Genomic DNA, 18,230 nt, shown 5'->3' with positions numbered 1-18,230 from the left:
CGAACGAAGAGGAGAAACAATGGATCTCGGCTTTATTGCCCTGTCGCGATTCGCGTTCGGGTATTGGGAGGCGCAGACCCTTTTCAGTCTCGTCGAATTTGGCGTCCCGGAGCGGCTTGGAACGCGGGCGCTCACGACAGCCGAGTTGTCAGGCGAACTCGATCTTCCCGAGCAGACCATCGAACGCCTCCTCAATGCGTCCGTGGCTCTGAAGCTGCTCGATCACAGCGAGGGCCGATACAGCAACAGCCCGATGTCTCAGCGTTTCCTGGTGCCCGGAACGAGCGAGACGCTGCTGAACTGGGTTCGCGTTATGGGGAGGTGGGCACCGCCATGGACGAAGTTGTCCGACGCGATCCGGACCGGCTCTCCCGTCGAATCGCAAGATGCGCGCCTCGGCGCCGATCCGGACTACATGCGCGACTTCATTCTTGGGATGCACGAATTTGCGCGGCGTTCGAGCGCGCTCCTGGCTCCTTTCGTCGACCGTCACGCCCGCGCATTGATCGATGTCGGTGGTGGCGCCGGTACCTATTCGATCGCGCTGTGCAAGGACCTGCCTGAACTCCGTGCAACCGTGCTGGACCTCGCGCCGGTGTTGGCCGTGACGCGGCAGACCGCCGCGTCGGAAGGGGTGGCCGACCGACTTGGAACGGCGATAGCGGACTACCGAACCGATCCGTTCGGCAGCAACGCAGACATCGTGCTGATGTCGAACGTTCTGCACCAGGAAACGACGGAGATCTGCCGCTCCATGCTGCACCGGGCCCATGATGCGCTTCGCCCCGGCGGACAGGTTTTGGTGCAAGGCTACTTTCTCAGCGCCGACAGAGTTTCGCCGACGTTTGTCACCCTGCACAATTTGTCGGCGTTGGCGCTTTGGGCCGGGGGCAGCAGCCGCACCGTTGCCGAGATGGTCGAAATGCTCCGCGAAGCCGGGTTTTCCGGCATCGACGCAGCCGCACTCGGCAGCAGCGGCTTGAGCCTGATCAGGGGCCGAAGGGAATAGCGCCGATCGCGGAACGGCCTGCCTTCGAAACGAGAATGGAGATCTCGACATGGTGACGCAAACGAACGAAGCGATCGAGGAAAGAATCGTCGCATGGTTGCAGGCCGTGAAGCCCAAGGCAACCGTAGCGGACATCCTCTCTTCGGACCTCATTGAGACACGCATTCTGGACAGCATGCAGTTTCTCGACTTCGTCTTCTTTCTGAACGAGCTGTGCGAGACCGATGTTTCGCGGCGCGTAACCGTCGACAATATGCGGAGCTTGCGAAAGATCGTCGCCTTCGTCGAAGGGCAGATGTCGGAGAAAGCACCCGCCTCCTAGGCGGCGCTCCACACCAGTCTTCATGTCAAGTCATAAATGGTGGTGTGCGATGCTTCAGATCGAAGTCAACCGTGAGCAGATCGGGCGTCTCCTGGCCCTCTCCAAGGCCGGCGCCTACAATCCATATGAGCGCTTTTCTTGGCCCGACCACGTCGCACTCGACCGCTTATGGTGCGACGAAGATCTGCTTACAACTTATGGGACGGAGCTGCACGAGCAGCTCACGCCGGAGCAGAAGATCACGCTCAGCAAATGGGAGGCGATCAACTTCTTCAGCCTCAACGTTCACGGAATAAAGGGGGTTCTCGAGTTCGTCAGCCAGATCATTCATGAAGAGATGTACGACGACATCGTGTCGGACTACATGCACATCTTCATCTCGGAAGAGAACGCACACATGTGGTTCTTTGCCCATTTCTGCAAATGCTATGCGGGCAAGATATATTCATCGACCGGCTTCCCCAGCAGCAAGATCGAAGACCGGCTGGAGCGCGATCTGTATATGTTCGCAAGCACCTTGATCTTCGAGGAGTTCGTGGATTTCTACAATCACAAGGTCGGCGCCAATGAAACGGTTCCGGCCATCGTCAGGGACATCAACCGGCAGCACCACATCGACGAATCACGGCACGTGTCTTTCGGACGCGAGATCGTAAGGCAATTGTTCCACATGCTCGTCGAAAACGACAAGTCCGGAGAGAAGCGAGCACGCATCTCCGGCACCCTGAAGGACATGATCCGCTACTTCGTCGGCCTGATGTATCGGCCTGAGGTCTATGCGGACGCGGGAGTCGTCACGGAACGGTTCTCCTCCCCCAGTGCTCTGCGCAACTGGCTGCGCAACAGTCCCGACCGGAAAAAGTTTCATGGAATCTGGTTTCGGCGGACTGCGGATTTCTTTCAGCGTGCCGGCATGATCGACGACGCGGCCTTTCTGACTCAATAGGTCCGACGCCTTAATCAAAGGGATTGCCGGCATGTCGCCGCACAAGGAGTTCCTGTCGATGACGGGGGCCTCAATCGCCCTCGTTCAGTCGGGCATGGGCGGGGTGGCCCAGGCACAGCTCGCAGCCGCTGTCGCGGAAGCTGGTGCCATCGGAATGATCGGGCTCTACCGGCATCTGCCCGACGAGATCGAGCAGATGCTCGCAGAAACGGCGGCGCTGACGACGCGACGTTTCGGTGTCAATTTCGTCTCGTTCGTTCTGTCCGAGGAAGAACTGAGCGAGCGACTGGACGTCGTTCTGGCACACGAGGCATGTCCGCTGGTCACGTTCTTCGGCCTCCCATGGGCGAGTTGCTTGCGCCGAGCGGCGCGCCATACGATTTGCGGCGTCCAGGTCGGCAGCACGGCGGATTGCGAGGCAGCGTTCGAAGCTGGCGCTCATTTCGTCGTCCTGCAGACGCCTGCGGCTGGAGGACACCATCTTGGCCATTCGCACCAGGATGATCTCCTTCGCGAGCTCCACGAGACACGGCTGCGTCATCGTCCGATACTGCTGGCGGGCGGACTGAGCTCGCCCCAGGCGGTCGCCAATGCCATGGATGCGGGTTTCGCCGGGGTCTTGTGCGGCACCATATTTGCTGCGTCCGCCGAGTCATCGGCCCACGCGGAATACAAGCACATGATCGTGTCGGCGAGCTCCGGGGACACGATCACAACTGACGCGTTTTCGATCGGATGGCACACGCATCTGCATCGGGTCATTCGCAATCAGTCGTGCTCCAAGCGCGAGCCCGCAGGGATCATCGGGTCCACAACATACTTTGGAAAGCGATATCCGATCTTGCGCTACAGCGTGGCAGTGCCGGTATCGACGACGGAAGGAGCCATCTCGCAGATGGCACTCTATTGCGGAACATCGTGCGACGGAGTTTCCGCAGTCGAACCGGCGCGAGACATTGTGCAGCGCATGGCTGAGGGATTCTAGCAAAAAAAAGCAAGCGACACGGAGGATAGTAATGAAGCTGGATCACGGCTGGTACCAGGTAAGGATCGATCTGGAGCGGCTTCTCAACCGGACGTTCGGTTTCGACGATACGGACATCGTCGAGTTCGACAGCATCCTGAGCTTCGAGGACATGAACGCTTTGGGCTATGCGCGGAACTTCCCTCACCTGACCTGCGTCATGTGCGCTCTTCCGAAGGAGCGCCTTGCATCGTTCTCCTGCGACGAATCCACTCTGTCGCGAGACGATCGAACATTCGACGGCAAGCTCGCGCTGCTGCCAGCGACTTGTTACAAACATTACCTGTCTCTTCGCAATCAGAACCTGACCGCAGAGCAGGTGTGCGGCTGCATCGCCCGCTGCTTTCGCAATGAGGACAAGCCACTCGACGCGTACCGCGGGATCAATTTCACCATGAAGGAATTCGTCTATGTCGGGACGGCGAACGGCGCCGCAGCCCACCTCGAAAAAGGCGCTGAGACAATCGGCGCGATATGGCAGCGTCTCGATCTCGACTACGATATCGAGGTCGCGACGGACCCCTTCTTCGACACATCCAGCTCCGTGGCCGTGATGTCAAGGCTGCTTCCAACCAAGCGTGAGTTCGTGTTCGAGGGGCATGCTTTGAGCTCTTTGAACTATCATCGCAATTATTTCGGTGAGAAATTCGGCATCTCTCTGCACGGAGATCCGGTTCATACCAGCTGCGTTGCCTTCGGCCTCGAGCGATGGATCTCCATGCTCCGGCAGCGCTTCCCCTCCCCTCACGAAGCCAGAGCTGCGCTCGCCGCAGTCGACAGGTCGGCCGGCTGGAGAGAGCTTGCCGGCGGGCTCGAAATGGAGCGAGGGTAGCGGCGGTGGCGGACCACACCATTGTCCCCATGCGCATCGGCCGGGCATCTATGGGCCGCATCGTGCGGATGGCAGGATGACCCCGCCATCTGAAACGGTTGCCCCGTCTGGCGCGGAACGTCGCCTTGTGCGGGGAGCGACGCGCACGCACGACTTTTCGGTCGGAGAGTCGGAGACGGCGCGATTCATTGGTGGCGACGTCGACGCATTGAGCACGCCCGTGCTGATGTATTGGGTGGAACTCGTCGCATCGCAGCTGATCCGATCTGAATCGGAGGGCGAATGCGGGTCTGTAGGCGTACGCGTCGACGTCCAGCACACCGGCGCCGCGCATCCCGGTGATCGCGTCACCGTGACCGTCACGGTGGCCGCGATCATTTGGGGAATGGTTCGGTTCACCGTTCGCGTCACAGATGAAACAGGGTCCGTAACTCTCATGGAGGGTCGGCATGATCGGGCGCTGGTGCGGAACGACGCCAGCCATCGTCGTTGAAATCGTCCAACGAGATGCCCCCCTGGTCGATGCGCGCCGACAATGGCTGACCGCGATCCATCGGGCAACGCGCCGGACACGCAGCGGAAAACCCTACCTCGCGGGTGTCGGATCGTTCAGCGTATCCGACACGGAGACGTGCACGGCCTACGCATTCGCAGATCGAAAATATGTCGGCATAGACCTGGAAGCATATGACAGACCCGATTTGCGGAACATCAGTCGCCGGCTCGGCCACGTCGTGGCAGGATCGGACGAGGTCGTGGTCGACTTCCTGACCAGATGGGTCGTCAAGGAGGCCTGTCTCAAGGCGCTCGGTCTCGGATTGTGGCCATGGATCCGCAATGTGCGGCTGCTGTCCCGGACAGCCATGGAGGCATCCGTCAGCATGGGGACGTTCGAGGCACAGGTCGGGCGCATCCCGATGAGAGCCATCACAATCAGCCTCGGTCAGAACCTGCTAGGGATTGCCGTCCCCCGTCACAACGACGGCGGTGAGATACGAGTCCATCATGGTGATGCGATCCTCGCTATCGGAAGCGCAAGACCGGATCTGCGGGACCAGCGCGTTCACCGCGTAGCACTGACCGGAACGACGGGCAGCAATATTCAAGTCTTCCTGCCCCCACGTCGCGGCGACGTACTCTCCGCCTGAGGGGATCGTCTCGCCTTCTCCTTGAGCGAGCCGCCGATCGGTGCCGGCCGGGCACCCGAAGCTCCGGACTGCGACAGCAGCTCTTCGAGCCGTTTCGCTTCAACCTGCAAGGACGGGACGAGAGCGCGCTGCCGCGTGCTGTCCAGCCGCTGCTCGACTGCGGCAAGGGACAGGGCCCCCACCACCTGGCCCTCGCCGTCTCGCACTGGCACCCCGATGCCCCACGACCCCGTCATCAGGAGCCCGGAATTCACCGCGTAGCCCCGCTTCCTGGTTTGCTGAACGAGAGTAAGCAGAAGACCCGACGAGAACTTCGGATACTGCTTGGTAACGGCACCGGCGTTTGCGCGAACGACGGCATCGACCTCTTCGTCACCCAGTGCGGACAACATGGCGAGACTGCCGGCCCCGATGCCGAGCGGATGACGGTCGCCGGCCTGAAGAACGTGGGTGCGGATTGGATAAGACCCTTCCTCGCGGTGAAGGCACACAGAGAACGTGCCGCGCCTGACCGAAAGAAACGTCGTATCGCCCGTCGAGCGGCTGAGGCGCTCGAGCCCATCAAGTGCAAGCGCGTGAATGCCAAATCGATCGCTCGCCAACTTGCCGATGACATAGCTTTCCGGTCCGAGATGATAGAGTCGTGAGCTCTCGTCCTGGTCGAGCAGACCGGAGCGAACCAATGCGAGAAGAACGCGGCGAACGGTCGGCTTTGGCAGGCCCGACTGAGCGACCAGCTCCGACAAGCGACTTCCCTGCGGAGAAGCACGTCCAACCAGGAGCAGCAGATCGATCGCGCGATCGATGCTTTGAGTGCCAGCGACGGGCTCGGAGCGGGAGTGGGCATCCATCAGGTCACCTAAGGTCTACATTGTGGACTAAACTGATATAATTCAGAGGATTATGAAAGGCAAGATTTGGTCTGTATCGTTGACTCTAATGGAAAAAATTGGCAGTCTGGACGTCGGCAATGTGATCCACATCATGGACCATCTGGCTGCCCTCAGGTCAGGAATGAGAGGTCGTTCAGCTGTCCGAAGATTGCGCTGCCGAGAGATCCCAGCCTGGATCTCGATCTCGATTTTCCGCCAAAGGCCCTCTGTTCTGAATCAACCGATGCGCGATAGGTGAGCGATGGATACGGCCGCGATGGCGCTTCTCGCGAGTGCTGGTCTGATGGCAGGAGCGGTCAACGCGATCGCAGGCGGAGGTACGTTGTTTGCCTTTCCGGCGCTGATCTCCGTGGGCCTGCCTCCCGTCGTGGCGAATGCCTCCTGCGCACTTGCAGTCTGGCCGGGCCACGCTGCGGCAATCCCCGTATCCTGGAAGCAGATCTCGAACGCCAGGCAAGGCCTGGTTCGGCGCAGCATCGTCGCCCTGTTGGGTGGATTGGCTGGCTCGGGGCTGCTTCTCATGACCGGCGAGCGGGCATTTGCGGCTGTCATCCCCTGGCTTCTGCTGTTCGCGACATTGCTGTTCGCTTTGGGACCGCAGCTGCGACGCCTGATGGCGGCAAGAAAGTTGGCGGACGGTCCATCTGCGCCGGATTCGCTCCTCATGCTCGGCATCGAGTTTGTGTTCGCGGTTTACGGTGGCTATTTTGGAGCGGGTCTCGGGGTGTTGCTGATGGCCGGCCTTACGCTCGCCGGGCACGGCGATTTCCACGAAACGGCCGGAATGAAGAACTATCTGGCGTCGTTGACGACCAGCATCGCAGTGATCGTTTTCATCGTATCGGGAACGATCGCCTGGCCGCAGACGCTGTGCGTGCTCGTCGGGGCGATTGCCGGCGGCATGATCGGGACGACGGTCTCGCGGCGAATTTCACCGAACCTGTTGAGAGCTGCGGTCGTGTTGGTCGGCTCGATCTTGACCGTTCACTATTTCGGCCTGTTCTGACGGAATTGCCAAGCTAGCCCCGCGTCGCCATCGCCACCGCGGCCAGCGTGAAGACCAACGCGGCAAGCTGCCCTGCCCCGAGCGGCTCGCGCAGCGCGATCGCGGAGGCCAAGACACCGATCACCGGCACCGCCATGGTGCCGATCGCCGCGACGGAAGCCGGCAGCCGCGACAGCGCCGCGAACCACGCGACATAGGCGACGCAGAACTGGATCACGGTGGAATAGAACATCAGCGCCCAGTCGAGCTGGTCGAGCTTCGTCCAGTCGGAGTGCTCGACCGCGAATCCGACGATCACGATCGGCACGCAGCCGATGCCGATCTGCCAGGCCGCCGCCGACAGCGGCGGCAGCCTGATCGGGAGCTTCTTGGCCATGACCGTGCCGAGCGCGAAGCCGAACGCGCCGCCGAGCACCATCAGGATGCCCGGCAGCTTGTCGCGGCTGGCGGTGAGCCCGTTGCTGCCCATGATCGAGGCCAGCCCCGCGAAGGCCAGCACCAGCGCGAGCACGCGCAAGAGCGTCGGCCGCTCGCCCAGGATCGGCCACGCCAGCAGCGAGGCCCACACCGGCATGGTGTAGGCGATCAGCGCCGCCTCGCTGGCCGGCAGCCACAGCAGCGCCAGCCCCATCAGCACCATCCAGGCGGTGACGTTGAGCATCCCGGCCAGGATGAGCCGCGGCCAGACCTCGCGCGGCACGTCAAGGCTCTGGCTGCGGATGACGGCCAGCAGCGCCAACAGCAGCGCGCCGACCACCCCGGTGGTGCCGCGCAGGGTCAGGGGCGGCAGCACGCCGACCAGGTGCTTGGTGACCGGCCAGTTGAAGCCCCAGCCAAGCGAGGTGATGGCGAGGAACATCAGCCCGGCGGGCGTGATCCGCCCGCTGGCCACTGGCTTGTCTGTCATGGAATCACCGGCACCGTCCGTTGGACGATGAGCTTGCCGGCGTTTTTCCGGCCACACCAGGGATTGTGGGGCATGCCTGCCCCGCGAACGCTCCGTAGGCGCCCGTGAGTCCCGCCGATGCAAGCGAAACACGTCGTCCGCACGCGAATAAATCTGCCCCTGTGAACAGCGGGACGAAGCCCTGTGGACAGCGCTCCGGGCAAATTTTTTCGGTTTCGAATCCGCGAGGACTCGCCGATAGTTACGGCCATCACGGTACCGGCACGCGCCCTGGTTTTCCCGTACTTTCCCCCATATTTAGTGTTTGGTTAGGGAACCCCCACTAGTCCTTGACGTGGGAAGCGGAGTCGTCCTAGCTTCCGGCCCGGTTCGGCGCACAGTCAGTTTCGGGTCTGGCCGGCCGCTTCCCAGCAGGGTTCGAGGACAATCACGCTCTTTGGCCAGTCGGCCCGGCGTGCGGGGCCTCGTCTGTCCCAGGCTGGGACGGTGGCAGCCGGTGTCCCCTTAAGGGAACCCCACTAGATGTGGGGGCTCCCCTGCGGTGACGACGGAGCCGGATGGCGGGCGTGATGCGTTGAGAGCGTGATGCGTTGAGACGTCGGCGCGGGCAGCGGACGGGCTGCACGGGCCGGCGAGGAAAGACGGGGCGAGACGCCGGTCAACGGCGCAAGGCCTTCGCCTTCGAGGCTGAACAGATGCGGACCGGGCAACCGGTTGAACTGCGGCGGCAGACGAATTTTCCGGCAGCGTCCGGGGACTTCCAGCCGTCGCCCTTGGATGCAATGATCCCGGCCGCCAATAACGCGGTCCGGCAAGAACTATTGGGGCTCGCGATGCGGATTGAACGGCGCAACACCACCGAAGGACAGTCGCCCTATGCAGGGATCGACTTCCGCCTGACCACGTCCGAGATCAAGAATCCGGATGGCTCCGTGGTGTTCCGGCTCGAGAATGTCGAGGTGCCCGAGTTCTGGTCGCAGGTCGCCTCCGACGTGCTGGCGCAGAAGTATTTCCGCAAAGCGGGCGTCGCCGCGCGCCTGAAGAAGGTCGAGGAAGAGACCGTGCCGTCCTGGCTGTGGCGCTCGGTGCCGGACACCGAGGCGCTGGCTGCGCTGCCCGAGAACGAGCGCTACGGCAGCGAGCGCTCGGCCAAGCAGGTGTTCGACCGCCTCGCCGGCTGCTGGACCTATTGGGGCTGGAAGGGCAACTACTTCTCGTCGGAGGAGGACGCGGTGGCGTTCTACGACGAGCTGCGCTTCATGCTCGCCAAGCAGATGGTCGCGCCGAACTCGCCGCAATGGTTCAACACCGGTCTCCATTGGGCCTACGGCATCGACGGCCCCGGCCAGGGCCACTATTACGTCGACTACAAGACCGGCAAGCTGACCAAGTCGAAATCCTCCTACGAGCATCCGCAGCCGCACGCCTGCTTCATCCAGGGCGTCGAGGACGACCTCGTCAATGACGGCGGCATCATGGACCTGTGGGTGCGCGAGGCGCGCCTGTTCAAATACGGCTCCGGCACCGGCTCCAACTTCTCCCGGCTGCGCGGCGAAGGCGAGCGGCTGTCGGGCGGCGGCCGCTCGTCCGGCCTGATGAGCTTCCTCAAGATCGGCGACCGCGCCGCCGGTGCCATCAAGTCGGGCGGCACCACCCGCCGCGCCGCCAAGATGGTGGTGGTCGACGCCGACCATCCGGACATCGAGGCCTATATCGACTGGAAGGTGAAGGAGGAGCAGAAGGTCGCAGCCCTCGTCACCGGCTCCAAGATCAACCAGAAGCACCTCAAGGCCGTGATGAAGGCCTGCGTCAATTGCGAGGGCTCCGGCGACGACTGCTTCGATCCTGAGAAGAACCCTGCCCTGCGCCGCGAGATCAAGCTCGCGCGCCGCGCGCTGGTGCCCGACAACTACATCAAGCGGGTCATCCAGTTCGCCAAGCAGGGCTACAAGGACATCGACTTCCCGATCTACGACACGGACTGGGATTCGGAAGCGTATCTGACCGTCTCCGGCCAGAACTCCAACAACTCGGTGTCGCTGAAGGACGACTTCCTGCGCGCGGTCGAGACCGACGGCGACTGGAACCTGATCGGCCGCACCAACAAGAAGGTCGTCAAGACGCTGAAGGCGCGCGACCTCTGGGAGAAGATCGGCCACGCCGCCTGGGCCAGCGCCGATCCGGGCCTGCACTTCAACACCACGATGAACGACTGGCACACCTGCAAGGCGTCCGGCGACATCCGCGCGTCCAATCCGTGCTCGGAATACATGTTCCTGGACGACACGGCGTGCAACCTGGCCTCGGCCAATCTGCTGACGTTCTACAACACGGAAACGAAGCACTTCGACGTCGGCGCCTATGAGCATCTCTGCCGGCTCTGGACGGTCGTGCTCGAGATCTCCGTGCTGATGGCGCAGTTCCCGTCGAAGGCGATCGCCGAGCTGTCCTACGAGTTCCGCACGCTCGGCCTCGGCTATGCCAATATCGGCGGCCTGTTGATGACCATGGGCCTGCCCTACGACTCCAAGGAAGGCCGCGCGCTGTGCGGCGCGCTGTCGGCGATCATGACCGGCATTGCGTATAAGACCTCGGCGGAGATGGCCGGCGAGCTCGGCCCCTTCCCCGGCTACAAGAAGAACGCCATGCACATGCTGCGCGTCATCAAGAACCATCGCCGCGCCGCGCGCGGCGAGGCGACCGGCTATGAGGCGCTCTCGGTCGCGCCCGTGCCGCTCGACCACGCCCACTGCCCGCAGGTCTCGCTGGTCAGCCACGCCATCCAGGCCTGGGACGACGCGCTCGCGCTCGGCGAGACCAACGGCTATCGCAACGCCCAGGTCACCGTGGTCGCCCCCACCGGCACCATCGGCCTGGTGATGGATTGCGACACCACCGGCATCGAGCCTGATTTCGCGCTGGTGAAGTTCAAGAAGCTGGCCGGCGGCGGCTACTTCAAGATCATCAACCGCGCCGTTCCCGCAGCCCTGCGCGTGCTCGGCTATCGCGAGAGCGAGATCGCCGAGATCGAGGCCTATGCGGTCGGCCACGGCTCGCTGTCGAACGCCCCCGGCGTCAACGCCACGACCCTGAGGGCCAAGGGCTTTACGGACGAAGCCATCGCCAAGGTCGAGAAGGCGCTGCCGACCGCCTTCGACATCAAGTTCGTGTTCAACAAGTGGACGCTCGGCGAGGACTTCATCGTCAAGCAGCTCGGCGTCACCACTGATGCGATCGTCGCCCCCACCTTCGACCTGCTCACGGCGATCGGCTTCACCAAGCGCGAGATCGAGGCCGCCAACGTGCACATCTGCGGCGCGATGACGGTCGAGGGCGCCCCGCATTTGAAGGCCGAGCACTACGCGGTGTTCGATTGCGCCAATCCCTGCGGCAAGATCGGCAAGCGCTATCTCTCGGTCGAGAGCCACATCCGCATGATGGCGGCGGCGCAGCCGTTCATCTCGGGCGCGATCTCCAAGACCATCAACATGCCGAACGACGCCACGGTCGAGGACTGCAAGGCGGCGTATCTGTTGTCCTGGAAGCTCGCGCTGAAGGCCAACGCGCTCTACCGCGACGGCTCGAAACTGTCGCAGCCGCTCAACTCGCAGCTCATCGCCGACGATGAGGATGAGGACGATGCGGTCGAGTCCTTCTACGAGAAGCCGCTGGCCGCGCGCGCCACGCAGGTTTCGGAGAAGATCGTCGAGAAGCTGGTCGAGCGCATCGTCGTGATGCGCGAGCGCGAGAAGATGCCGGATCGCCGCAAGGGCTACACCCAGAAGGCGGTCGTCGGCGGCCACAAGGTGTACTTGCGCACCGGCGAGTATGACGACGGCCGTCTCGGCGAGATCTTCATCGACATGCACAAGGAGGGCGCGGCACTTCGCTCCTTCATCAACAACTTCGCCATCGCGGTGTCGCTGGGCCTCCAGTACGGCGTGCCGCTGGAGGAGTATGTCGACGCCTTCACCTTCACCCGCTTCGAGCCGGCGGGCCCGGTGCAGGGCAACGACTCGATCAAATACGCGACGTCGATCCTCGACTACGTGTTCCGCGAGCTCGCCGTCAGCTACATGTCGCGCTTCGACCTCGCCCATGTCGACCCCTCCGAGAGCAACTTTGACGCGCTCGGCCGCGGCGTCGACGAAGGCAAGCCGTCGGAGGACGGGAGCCAGCAGGCCGCGAAGTACGTGTCGCGCGGCCTGACCCGCTCCCGCACCGACAATCTCGTCGTGATGCGCGGCGGCTCCTCGTCACCCTCCCCTGCAGGGGGAGGGTCGATCGGAAGCGTAGCTTCCGATCGGGGTGGGGTGACTGTCACCGCCCTCTCCCATGCCCGCGCCGGCGACGCCATCGAAGGCGCCGTCGCCCTGAAGCAGGAGCCGCAACACGACCTCTCGCCCACCGAGAAGCTCGAAGCGCTGCAATGGAGCAAGGCCGGCACCGCCAACACCCAGGTCGCCTCCAAGGCCGAACGCCGCGCCGAGGCCAAGGCCAAGGGCTACGAAGGCGAGATGTGCTCGGAGTGCGGCAATTTCACGCTGGTCCGGAACGGCACCTGCATGAAGTGCGATACGTGCGGAAGCACGACGGGGTGTTCGTAAGAAACTCACCAGGGGAGGACGAATGCCCAACTTTATGTTGTAGGTCGGGCATTCGTCCATTGGCACAATATCGATCTAGGTCCCAAAACTCTTCGGACGACCCGATGTCCAAATCGCCTGTTCAGACTGAACAAATTAGGATGCCTAGCGTCGGTTCCGGCGAAATTCCGCAGGCGCCGAAACCCGAGGAAGGCCCGGAGGGCACTCCGCAGCCAAAGCCGCTGCGAAAGATGTTTCCGAAGATCCCTTCACCGCCTAAAGCTGTTGATTGGTATGACGCACTACAGGCCGGTGACGACGAAGCATTCAAACAGGACATCAAAAGAAAACTCGAAGAGATTATCAAGAAGCACTCAAGCCTATCGGAATACGAGGTACTTTTTCTGTTCGACGACGACTCGATAGGCACATTCCATTCCGATCGCCTCTACTCGGCGGCATCCTCTCTTATAGGGAAGAACAAAAACATTCTACTTGTCGTCGACAGCCCGGGCGGCCGAGTGGAGCCCGCGTACCTTATAAGCAAGTCACTGAAGCGTATCGCTTACAACAATTTTTCAGTAGCTGTTCCGCGCAGAGCAAAATCTGCTGCGACTCTGCTCGCACTGGGCGCCGACCGGATTCACATGGGCATGATTAGCCAACTTGGCCCCATCGATCCTCAGGTCAGGGGATTGCCTGTTTTAGCCCTGGGCAACGCCCTCGATCACGTAGCGGATACCGCCTGCAAGTTTCCCGGCGCATCGGAGATGCTGACAAAGTATCTTATTGACCAGGCCCCAATACAAGTGCTCGGCCATTACGAGAGGGTAAGCCAGAGCGCCGCCCAATACGCCGAACGTCTACTCATGGGCAAGAAGCTTCCGATCGGGAATGACGCAGCGAAAGTCGCTAGGCATTTAGTGCATCACTACAAAGACCACAGTTTTGTCATCGATACCGAAGAGGCACTACAACTCCTCGGCCCAGATCTCATTAAGGAGCAGACGCCGGAATACATACTTGCTGACGAGCTCTACACGTTGCTCGAGATCGCACAGCTATTGGCGAGCGCTAAGGGCAAGAATTTTTGGGTAGTCGGCTCGACCAACGACGGAATAAGCATAAGAAAGCAACCGTAGGGTAGATTTGCCAGCGTGGAGCGGGCGGATTAGCTGAGCGTAATCCGTCGCTTGACCGGATCGGCGCGTTACGCTTCGCTAAGCTAACTCGCCCTACTCCCTGGTTAGATAGCGCGCGTTGATCTGAATAGGAGATGCCGGTGGGCACCCTCGAAGATATCAGAAATTGGCTTAAAGAAATCCCTCTTTGGCAAGAACTAGGCAAGGTTCCAGACAGGCTCACCGCGATCGAAAAGCGGATATCCGACTTGGAAGCTCAGCTAAAGCCAGCACCAGGCGAACGATGCGATGGATGCGGCGAGCTCGGATTGCGCCTTCAAAGCTCTCGCATCGTTGGCGAATCAACTCACAAATACACAAAGCTCAAATGGAAATGTGAGAAGTGCGGGCTTATTTTTGAGGAGATTGAATAGCAAGCGTAGGGCGGATTAGCGCAGCGTAATCCGCCGCTTCGCTTTCAAATCTTCGGCGCGTTACGCTTCGCTTCGCTAACGCGGCCTATTCCCTGTATTCCCACCACCCACGCCCGCTGCTCATCCGTGTCCGGCACGCGTACGCTGCGCGCGGCAGCGATCCGACCGAGCGCCTCGGTGGCATCGACACCGAGCCTGATCATCACGCCGGCCGTGATGACGGCGGAGCGGCCGATGCCGGCGCGGCAATGGATCAGGACCGTCTGGCCGTCCGTCAGCCGCGCGGCGAGGTCGTGCGCGAGCCGCAACGCTACGCTGCGGCTCTCAGGAAGACCCCGGTCGGGGACCGGGAACGACAGGAAGGCCATGCCGTGTGACTGGCACAGCGCGGCCTCGCGCTGAAGGCCGAGGTCATGAACCTCAGCCGGCTCCAGCAGGCTGACGACGACGGCGATGCCCTCGCCCCACCCAGGCCGCGATGTCGTCTGCCAGCCAGTCTTCCGCCCGCGGCCGCGCCGCGATGGCGAGCCGGCCGGCGATGGGCAAGTCGATCCAGTGCAGGCGGGACATGGTGATGGTCCTGTCATGAATGAGCGTTCGTAACCCGGACGAGCGAGAGCGACATCCGGGATCGCGGCTGCCGAGACGGATGCACTCTCAGGCCGCCCGAACATCATACCGCGTCCGCTACACGATCCCCAGGATTTCCCGGAGCAGCGGAACGATCGCCGTCAAACGGAGGTTTGCTACGAACCCAACAACGAAGGAGGTTCGTTCATGAAGATGGCAATCGTTTTGACGGCGGCTCTGTTCGCCGCTTCGCCGGCGTTCGCCGCAGAGACCGGCGCAAGTTCGCACGGCGCGTCGAAGAAGGCGCCCGGTCAGCAGATGCAGCGTAGCAAGACGTCGACGGCGCCCGGCGCTTCGGAGTACGCGCCCGGTCATCAGAGCAACACCGCCGCCGGCCCGGGGCATTCCGAGAGCGCTCCCGGCCAGCGCATGACGACCACCGGCTCCAGCACGCATAGGAAGTAATGGGCGCGCGAACGGGATACGATCCCGCTTCTCGGCACCCTTTCGCTTGAAGACACAGAAAAGCCGTAAGCCTCTCAGTTCATCTTCCAGACATCCGAGGAGTCACATGCGCAAAGCGATCTTCATCTTGGCAACATCGATTTCAACCGCGCTCGTCGTGCCCGCCAGCGCGTTGCCTCGCGCTCCCCTTCAGGTCGATCGCGGCGCATCTGATCTCATCGAGGTGAGAGGCGGTCATGGCCATGGCCATGGTCACGGTCACGGCTGGGGCCGCGGCGGCGGTCACCGGGCCTTCGGCTGGAGTCGCGGCCGAAAGGTGGGTTGGCGCGGTCATCACTGTCCGCCGGGCCACTGGAAGAAGGGATGGTGCTGATCGGCCGACCACGCCACGCGCGCGGATGAGCGGATCGTGCTCGACCGCCCGGCGACGCTGCGTTACGGTGACAGTGCACTTTACTGTACGGGCTGTTCATCAGTGGGCATCATCGCCGTTTGGCCCGCGCGTGAGCCGGCGCCTCGCGCACCCTGGTCTAGCGCAATCCTGTTCCGTGGCAGCGCTGGCATTTCAACACCTTGTCGCCCTTCTTGACCAAGCCCTTGCCTTCGCAATTCTTGCACTTGGCCTTTTTCTTGATGTTCGGGCCTTTTTCGTTGGCCATGATGGTCTCCAAGATGGGGTTCGTCCGATGACTGGGCGTTTAGCGGTTATCCCGCTCACAAACAATGGCATGGCGGCTCAGCCGCCGCGTCGCATCGTCACCACCGCGGCGCGGATTGCTGGCGATGGTGGGCACGCGTCGCCTTGCGGCGGCGCTTTGCCCACCCTACGGCAGCGGAGTTGCCGGAGCGACTCTCTCCTTCGCTATTCCGGAGCGCACGAAGGGCGAGCCCGGAATCCATAACCACGACCGGCTATGAGTTGAGAGATGCAGGCCACGACGATGCGTGCCCACCACGACGGCATGTCGGTATGGATTCTCCGATGCGCAATTGCGCATCGGAGCTCGCGCTACGCGCGCCACGGAATGACGTGGAGAGAGATGGCGCTGTCACGCCGGCTCAGCGCGCAGCCCTATTTGAAACACACCGACGTATCGCCCGCCACGAACGAATTGCCCGGCATCGGCCGCAGCGGGGTCAGCTTGGGGTTGGCATTCGTCAGCCGCTTCGAATAGGAGCCCAGCGCGGCGTTCATCGTGTTGAGCCGGTCCTGGGCGTCGGTGCGCTGCAGCGGCAGTGTCACGACGCCGGACGCGTAGACCTCGGCGCGGGACCATTGCTGGCCCTGCACGATGCGGCCGACGAGGCGCGACTTCAAATCGGCGGCGCTGTCGCCGGCAGCGCTCTTAGCCCCGACGACGTTCGGCGGCAGCAGGCTGGGGTTGACGATCCAGCCGCGCGGCTTGGCGACGTTGTTGCCGAACAGGATCAGCTCGTCGAGCGTGTTGTTCAGCGCCACATAGTCGCGCAGCGGCAGGCTGGCGTCGCCGGTGCCGGTCTCCTGGACGTGGCTCGCCAGATGCGGGCCGGTGGCGCAATAGGTGCCGAACGCGAGCTTCACGCTGCCGGAGCTCATGGCCATGTAGCTGCCGACATCCGAGCCGCCCGGCGGCGACGGCGCGTCGTCGCCGCAGAAGGTGCCGTGCGAGGAGGCATCCTGCAAGGAGTGCAGATAGAGCCCGATCCGGGCGATCTGCACCGGCACCGGCGGCTTCCTGGGGTCGTCGAACAGCACGCCGGTGGTCCGGCTCTTGTCGTCCAGCCAGGACTTGAGCTGGGTGTAGTCGACGACGCCGTTGCTGTTGTCGAGCACCTTCGGTCCCGAGGTGATGTTGATGGCCGGTCCGATCGCGTAGTTCTCCAGCAGCGGCACGTTGCCGCTGATCGGCACGTTCGCCAGACATTGCGGGCCGCTGAAGTTCGATGACCCGTTCGGCGTCGTGAATCCGGCGGTGCACAGCAGACCCGGGGCCTCGTCGCCCTTCATGGCCCATTGCCGGAGATCGTACAGCGTGCCCTGATAGACGCTGTCGATGGTCACGGGATAGCCGGGCGGCGGATAGTGGAACGGATACACCGCCTGCACGCCGCTGGCGCCGTGCACGTCGGTGCCCTGCCCGTTCGGCGAGAAGTTCAGCAGATAGTGATAGAGCGGCCCGTCGGTGGTGTTGTTGGTGCGCTGGAAGCCGTTGAACTTGGCGGTGATGTAGCTGGCGCCCGAATTGGTCGATGTCGCCTGCCCGCCGCACTGATCGATCGGCGCATATTGCGCGTAGTCGGAATTCTCGTTGTAGGCAGCGATCCAATAGGCCACGTCGGCGCGATAGCCGAGCGCCTGGGCGATGAAATAGGTCGAGTCGGCATGGACCATGCTGCGGCCGGGCGGGATGACGGCGAACTGCACCGCCTCGAGCAGGCAGCCGCGGTTGAGCGCTTCCGCCGGATTGCGGCACGCGCTGGCCGGCGCGAGACAATTCCTCAGCCCGCCCTTCACGCGCGGGACGCAGATGTCCTCCAGGAACGCGTACGCGGTGCGCGGCGCGGTCAGCCCCCAGCCGAGGACCGCCGATCCCACGACGACGGAGAGGGTCGAAAGTGCAATGCCAATGCGCATGGAAACTCCTTGGTCATCCGAAATGCAGCAGGCGGGGAGGTGAATAGATGGCAAAACGCCATCGTCCGGCCGGCCGGAGGTTGAAACGCTGATCTTGTCCGCGATGCGCGCATCACGGATTCGGCAGGCCAGATTTGATCCGATCTCAAATAGATAATCAACCTATAGTTGTTTACGTCATTCGTCTTGGACCGCACTGGCGGAGGCATGATGGCCCATTCGCCAGAGCCGGTCTCCGGCGCTTAGGGTGGGCAAAGGCGCGCCCCGCACGACGTTGGTGGGCCCGATCTCTCACGCGCCGTGCCCACCGTCCACACTCGCCGCCACCGATGGTGGGCACGCGCCGCCTTGCG

General features: G+C 62.6%; 18 protein-coding genes. 12 read left to right on the top strand and 6 right to left on the bottom strand.

Features of this window, described 5'->3' with window-relative positions; translation table 11 throughout:
- The first annotated feature begins 19 nt into the window (after window positions 1-19).
- The 7 genes from QW881_RS17095 (at window position 20) to QW881_RS17065 (ending at window position 5,281) form a co-directional block, all read left to right on the top strand.
- On the top strand, window positions 20-1,009 hold the full coding sequence (locus tag QW881_RS17095; RefSeq protein ID WP_315755643.1) for a methyltransferase: 990 nt from the start codon (window positions 20-22) through the stop codon (window positions 1,007-1,009).
- A gap of 49 nt (window positions 1,010-1,058) precedes the next feature.
- Window positions 1,059-1,331, top strand: coding sequence for a hypothetical protein (locus tag QW881_RS17090; RefSeq protein ID WP_315755644.1), 273 nt, complete (start codon window positions 1,059-1,061; stop codon window positions 1,329-1,331).
- A 49-nt stretch (window positions 1,332-1,380) separates the two neighbouring features.
- Window positions 1,381-2,277: a diiron oxygenase gene (locus tag QW881_RS17085; protein ID WP_315755645.1), complete on the top strand. Its 897-nt coding sequence runs from the start codon at window positions 1,381-1,383 to the stop codon at window positions 2,275-2,277.
- A gap of 31 nt (window positions 2,278-2,308) precedes the next feature.
- Window positions 2,309-3,262 carry a nitronate monooxygenase gene (locus tag QW881_RS17080; RefSeq protein WP_315755646.1) on the top strand — a complete coding sequence of 318 codons (954 nt, stop codon included), beginning with the start codon at window positions 2,309-2,311 and terminating at the stop codon, window positions 3,260-3,262.
- A gap of 31 nt (window positions 3,263-3,293) precedes the next feature.
- Entirely contained in the window at window positions 3,294-4,133 is an 840-nt protein-coding gene (locus QW881_RS17075; protein ID WP_315755647.1) for a hypothetical protein, read from the top strand.
- Between the two features lie 76 nt (window positions 4,134-4,209).
- The gene (locus QW881_RS17070) at window positions 4,210-4,626 is read left to right on the top strand and encodes a thioesterase family protein (RefSeq protein ID WP_315755648.1); all 417 of its coding nucleotides are present in this window, start codon (window positions 4,210-4,212) and stop codon (window positions 4,624-4,626) included.
- Window positions 4,583-5,281 carry a 4'-phosphopantetheinyl transferase superfamily protein gene (locus tag QW881_RS17065; protein WP_315755649.1) on the top strand — a complete coding sequence of 233 codons (699 nt, stop codon included), beginning with the start codon at window positions 4,583-4,585 and terminating at the stop codon, window positions 5,279-5,281. The genes QW881_RS17070 and QW881_RS17065 overlap by 44 nt, the downstream gene beginning before the upstream one ends.
- Here the strand turns inward: QW881_RS17065 and QW881_RS17060 are convergent.
- Window positions 5,236-6,132 carry an IclR family transcriptional regulator gene (locus QW881_RS17060; RefSeq protein WP_315755650.1) on the bottom strand — a complete coding sequence of 299 codons (897 nt, stop codon included), beginning with the start codon at window positions 6,130-6,132 and terminating at the stop codon, window positions 5,236-5,238. The genes QW881_RS17065 and QW881_RS17060 overlap by 46 nt on opposite strands.
- Window positions 6,133-6,415: 283 nt before the next feature.
- Between QW881_RS17060 and QW881_RS17055 the strand changes: the two genes are divergently transcribed.
- A complete protein-coding gene (locus QW881_RS17055; RefSeq protein WP_315755651.1) occupies window positions 6,416-7,180 on the top strand; it encodes a sulfite exporter TauE/SafE family protein in 765 nt (254 codons plus the stop codon).
- Window positions 7,181-7,193: 13 nt separating this feature from the next.
- On the opposite strand, the gene QW881_RS17050 is transcribed toward QW881_RS17055, so the two are convergent.
- Window positions 7,194-8,087, bottom strand: a complete 894-nt coding sequence (locus QW881_RS17050) for a DMT family transporter (RefSeq protein ID WP_315755652.1) — start codon at window positions 8,085-8,087, stop codon at window positions 7,194-7,196.
- Window positions 8,088-8,920: 833 nt separating this feature from the next.
- On the opposite strand from QW881_RS17050, the gene QW881_RS17045 reads away from it, so the two are divergent.
- The 3 genes from QW881_RS17045 to QW881_RS17035 all read left to right on the top strand — a co-directional run bounded on the left by QW881_RS17045 (window position 8,921) and on the right by QW881_RS17035 (window position 14,228).
- A complete protein-coding gene (locus QW881_RS17045; protein WP_315755653.1) occupies window positions 8,921-12,694 on the top strand; it encodes a vitamin B12-dependent ribonucleotide reductase in 3,774 nt (1,257 codons plus the stop codon).
- 104 nt (window positions 12,695-12,798) lie between these two features.
- Window positions 12,799-13,815, top strand: a complete 1,017-nt coding sequence (locus QW881_RS17040) for an SDH family Clp fold serine proteinase (protein ID WP_315755654.1) — start codon at window positions 12,799-12,801, stop codon at window positions 13,813-13,815.
- A gap of 140 nt (window positions 13,816-13,955) precedes the next feature.
- On the top strand, window positions 13,956-14,228 hold the full coding sequence (locus QW881_RS17035; protein WP_315755655.1) for a hypothetical protein: 273 nt from the start codon (window positions 13,956-13,958) through the stop codon (window positions 14,226-14,228).
- A gap of 44 nt (window positions 14,229-14,272) precedes the next feature.
- On the opposite strand, the gene QW881_RS17030 is transcribed toward QW881_RS17035, so the two are convergent.
- Entirely contained in the window at window positions 14,273-14,662 is a 390-nt protein-coding gene (locus tag QW881_RS17030) for a protein-tyrosine phosphatase family protein (protein ID WP_410052595.1), read from the bottom strand.
- Window positions 14,649-14,798, bottom strand: a complete 150-nt coding sequence (locus QW881_RS17025; protein WP_315755825.1) for a hypothetical protein — start codon at window positions 14,796-14,798, stop codon at window positions 14,649-14,651. Before QW881_RS17025 ends, QW881_RS17030 begins: the two co-directional genes overlap by 14 nt.
- Window positions 14,799-15,005: 207 nt before the next feature.
- Here QW881_RS17025 and QW881_RS17020 point away from each other — a divergent pair, with 207 nt between their 5' ends.
- Window positions 15,006-15,263: a hypothetical protein gene (locus QW881_RS17020; RefSeq protein ID WP_315755656.1), complete on the top strand. Its 258-nt coding sequence runs from the start codon at window positions 15,006-15,008 to the stop codon at window positions 15,261-15,263.
- 530 nt (window positions 15,264-15,793) lie between these two features.
- Here the strand turns inward: QW881_RS17020 and QW881_RS17015 are convergent.
- The gene (locus tag QW881_RS17015; RefSeq protein ID WP_015666732.1) at window positions 15,794-15,922 is read right to left on the bottom strand and encodes a hypothetical protein; all 129 of its coding nucleotides are present in this window, start codon (window positions 15,920-15,922) and stop codon (window positions 15,794-15,796) included.
- Window positions 15,923-16,335: 413 nt separating this feature from the next.
- A complete protein-coding gene (locus QW881_RS17010) occupies window positions 16,336-17,877 on the bottom strand; it encodes a hypothetical protein (protein WP_315755657.1) in 1,542 nt (513 codons plus the stop codon).
- Between the last annotated feature and the right edge of the window lie 353 nt (window positions 17,878-18,230).

Origin of the sequence: Bradyrhizobium sp. SZCCHNS3016 (assembly GCF_032484535.1) — a bacterium.
GTDB lineage: Bacteria > Pseudomonadota > Alphaproteobacteria > Rhizobiales > Xanthobacteraceae > Bradyrhizobium.
The sequence above is the reverse complement of the archived record's forward strand: the minus strand, read 5'-3'. Positions and strand labels throughout refer to the sequence as shown.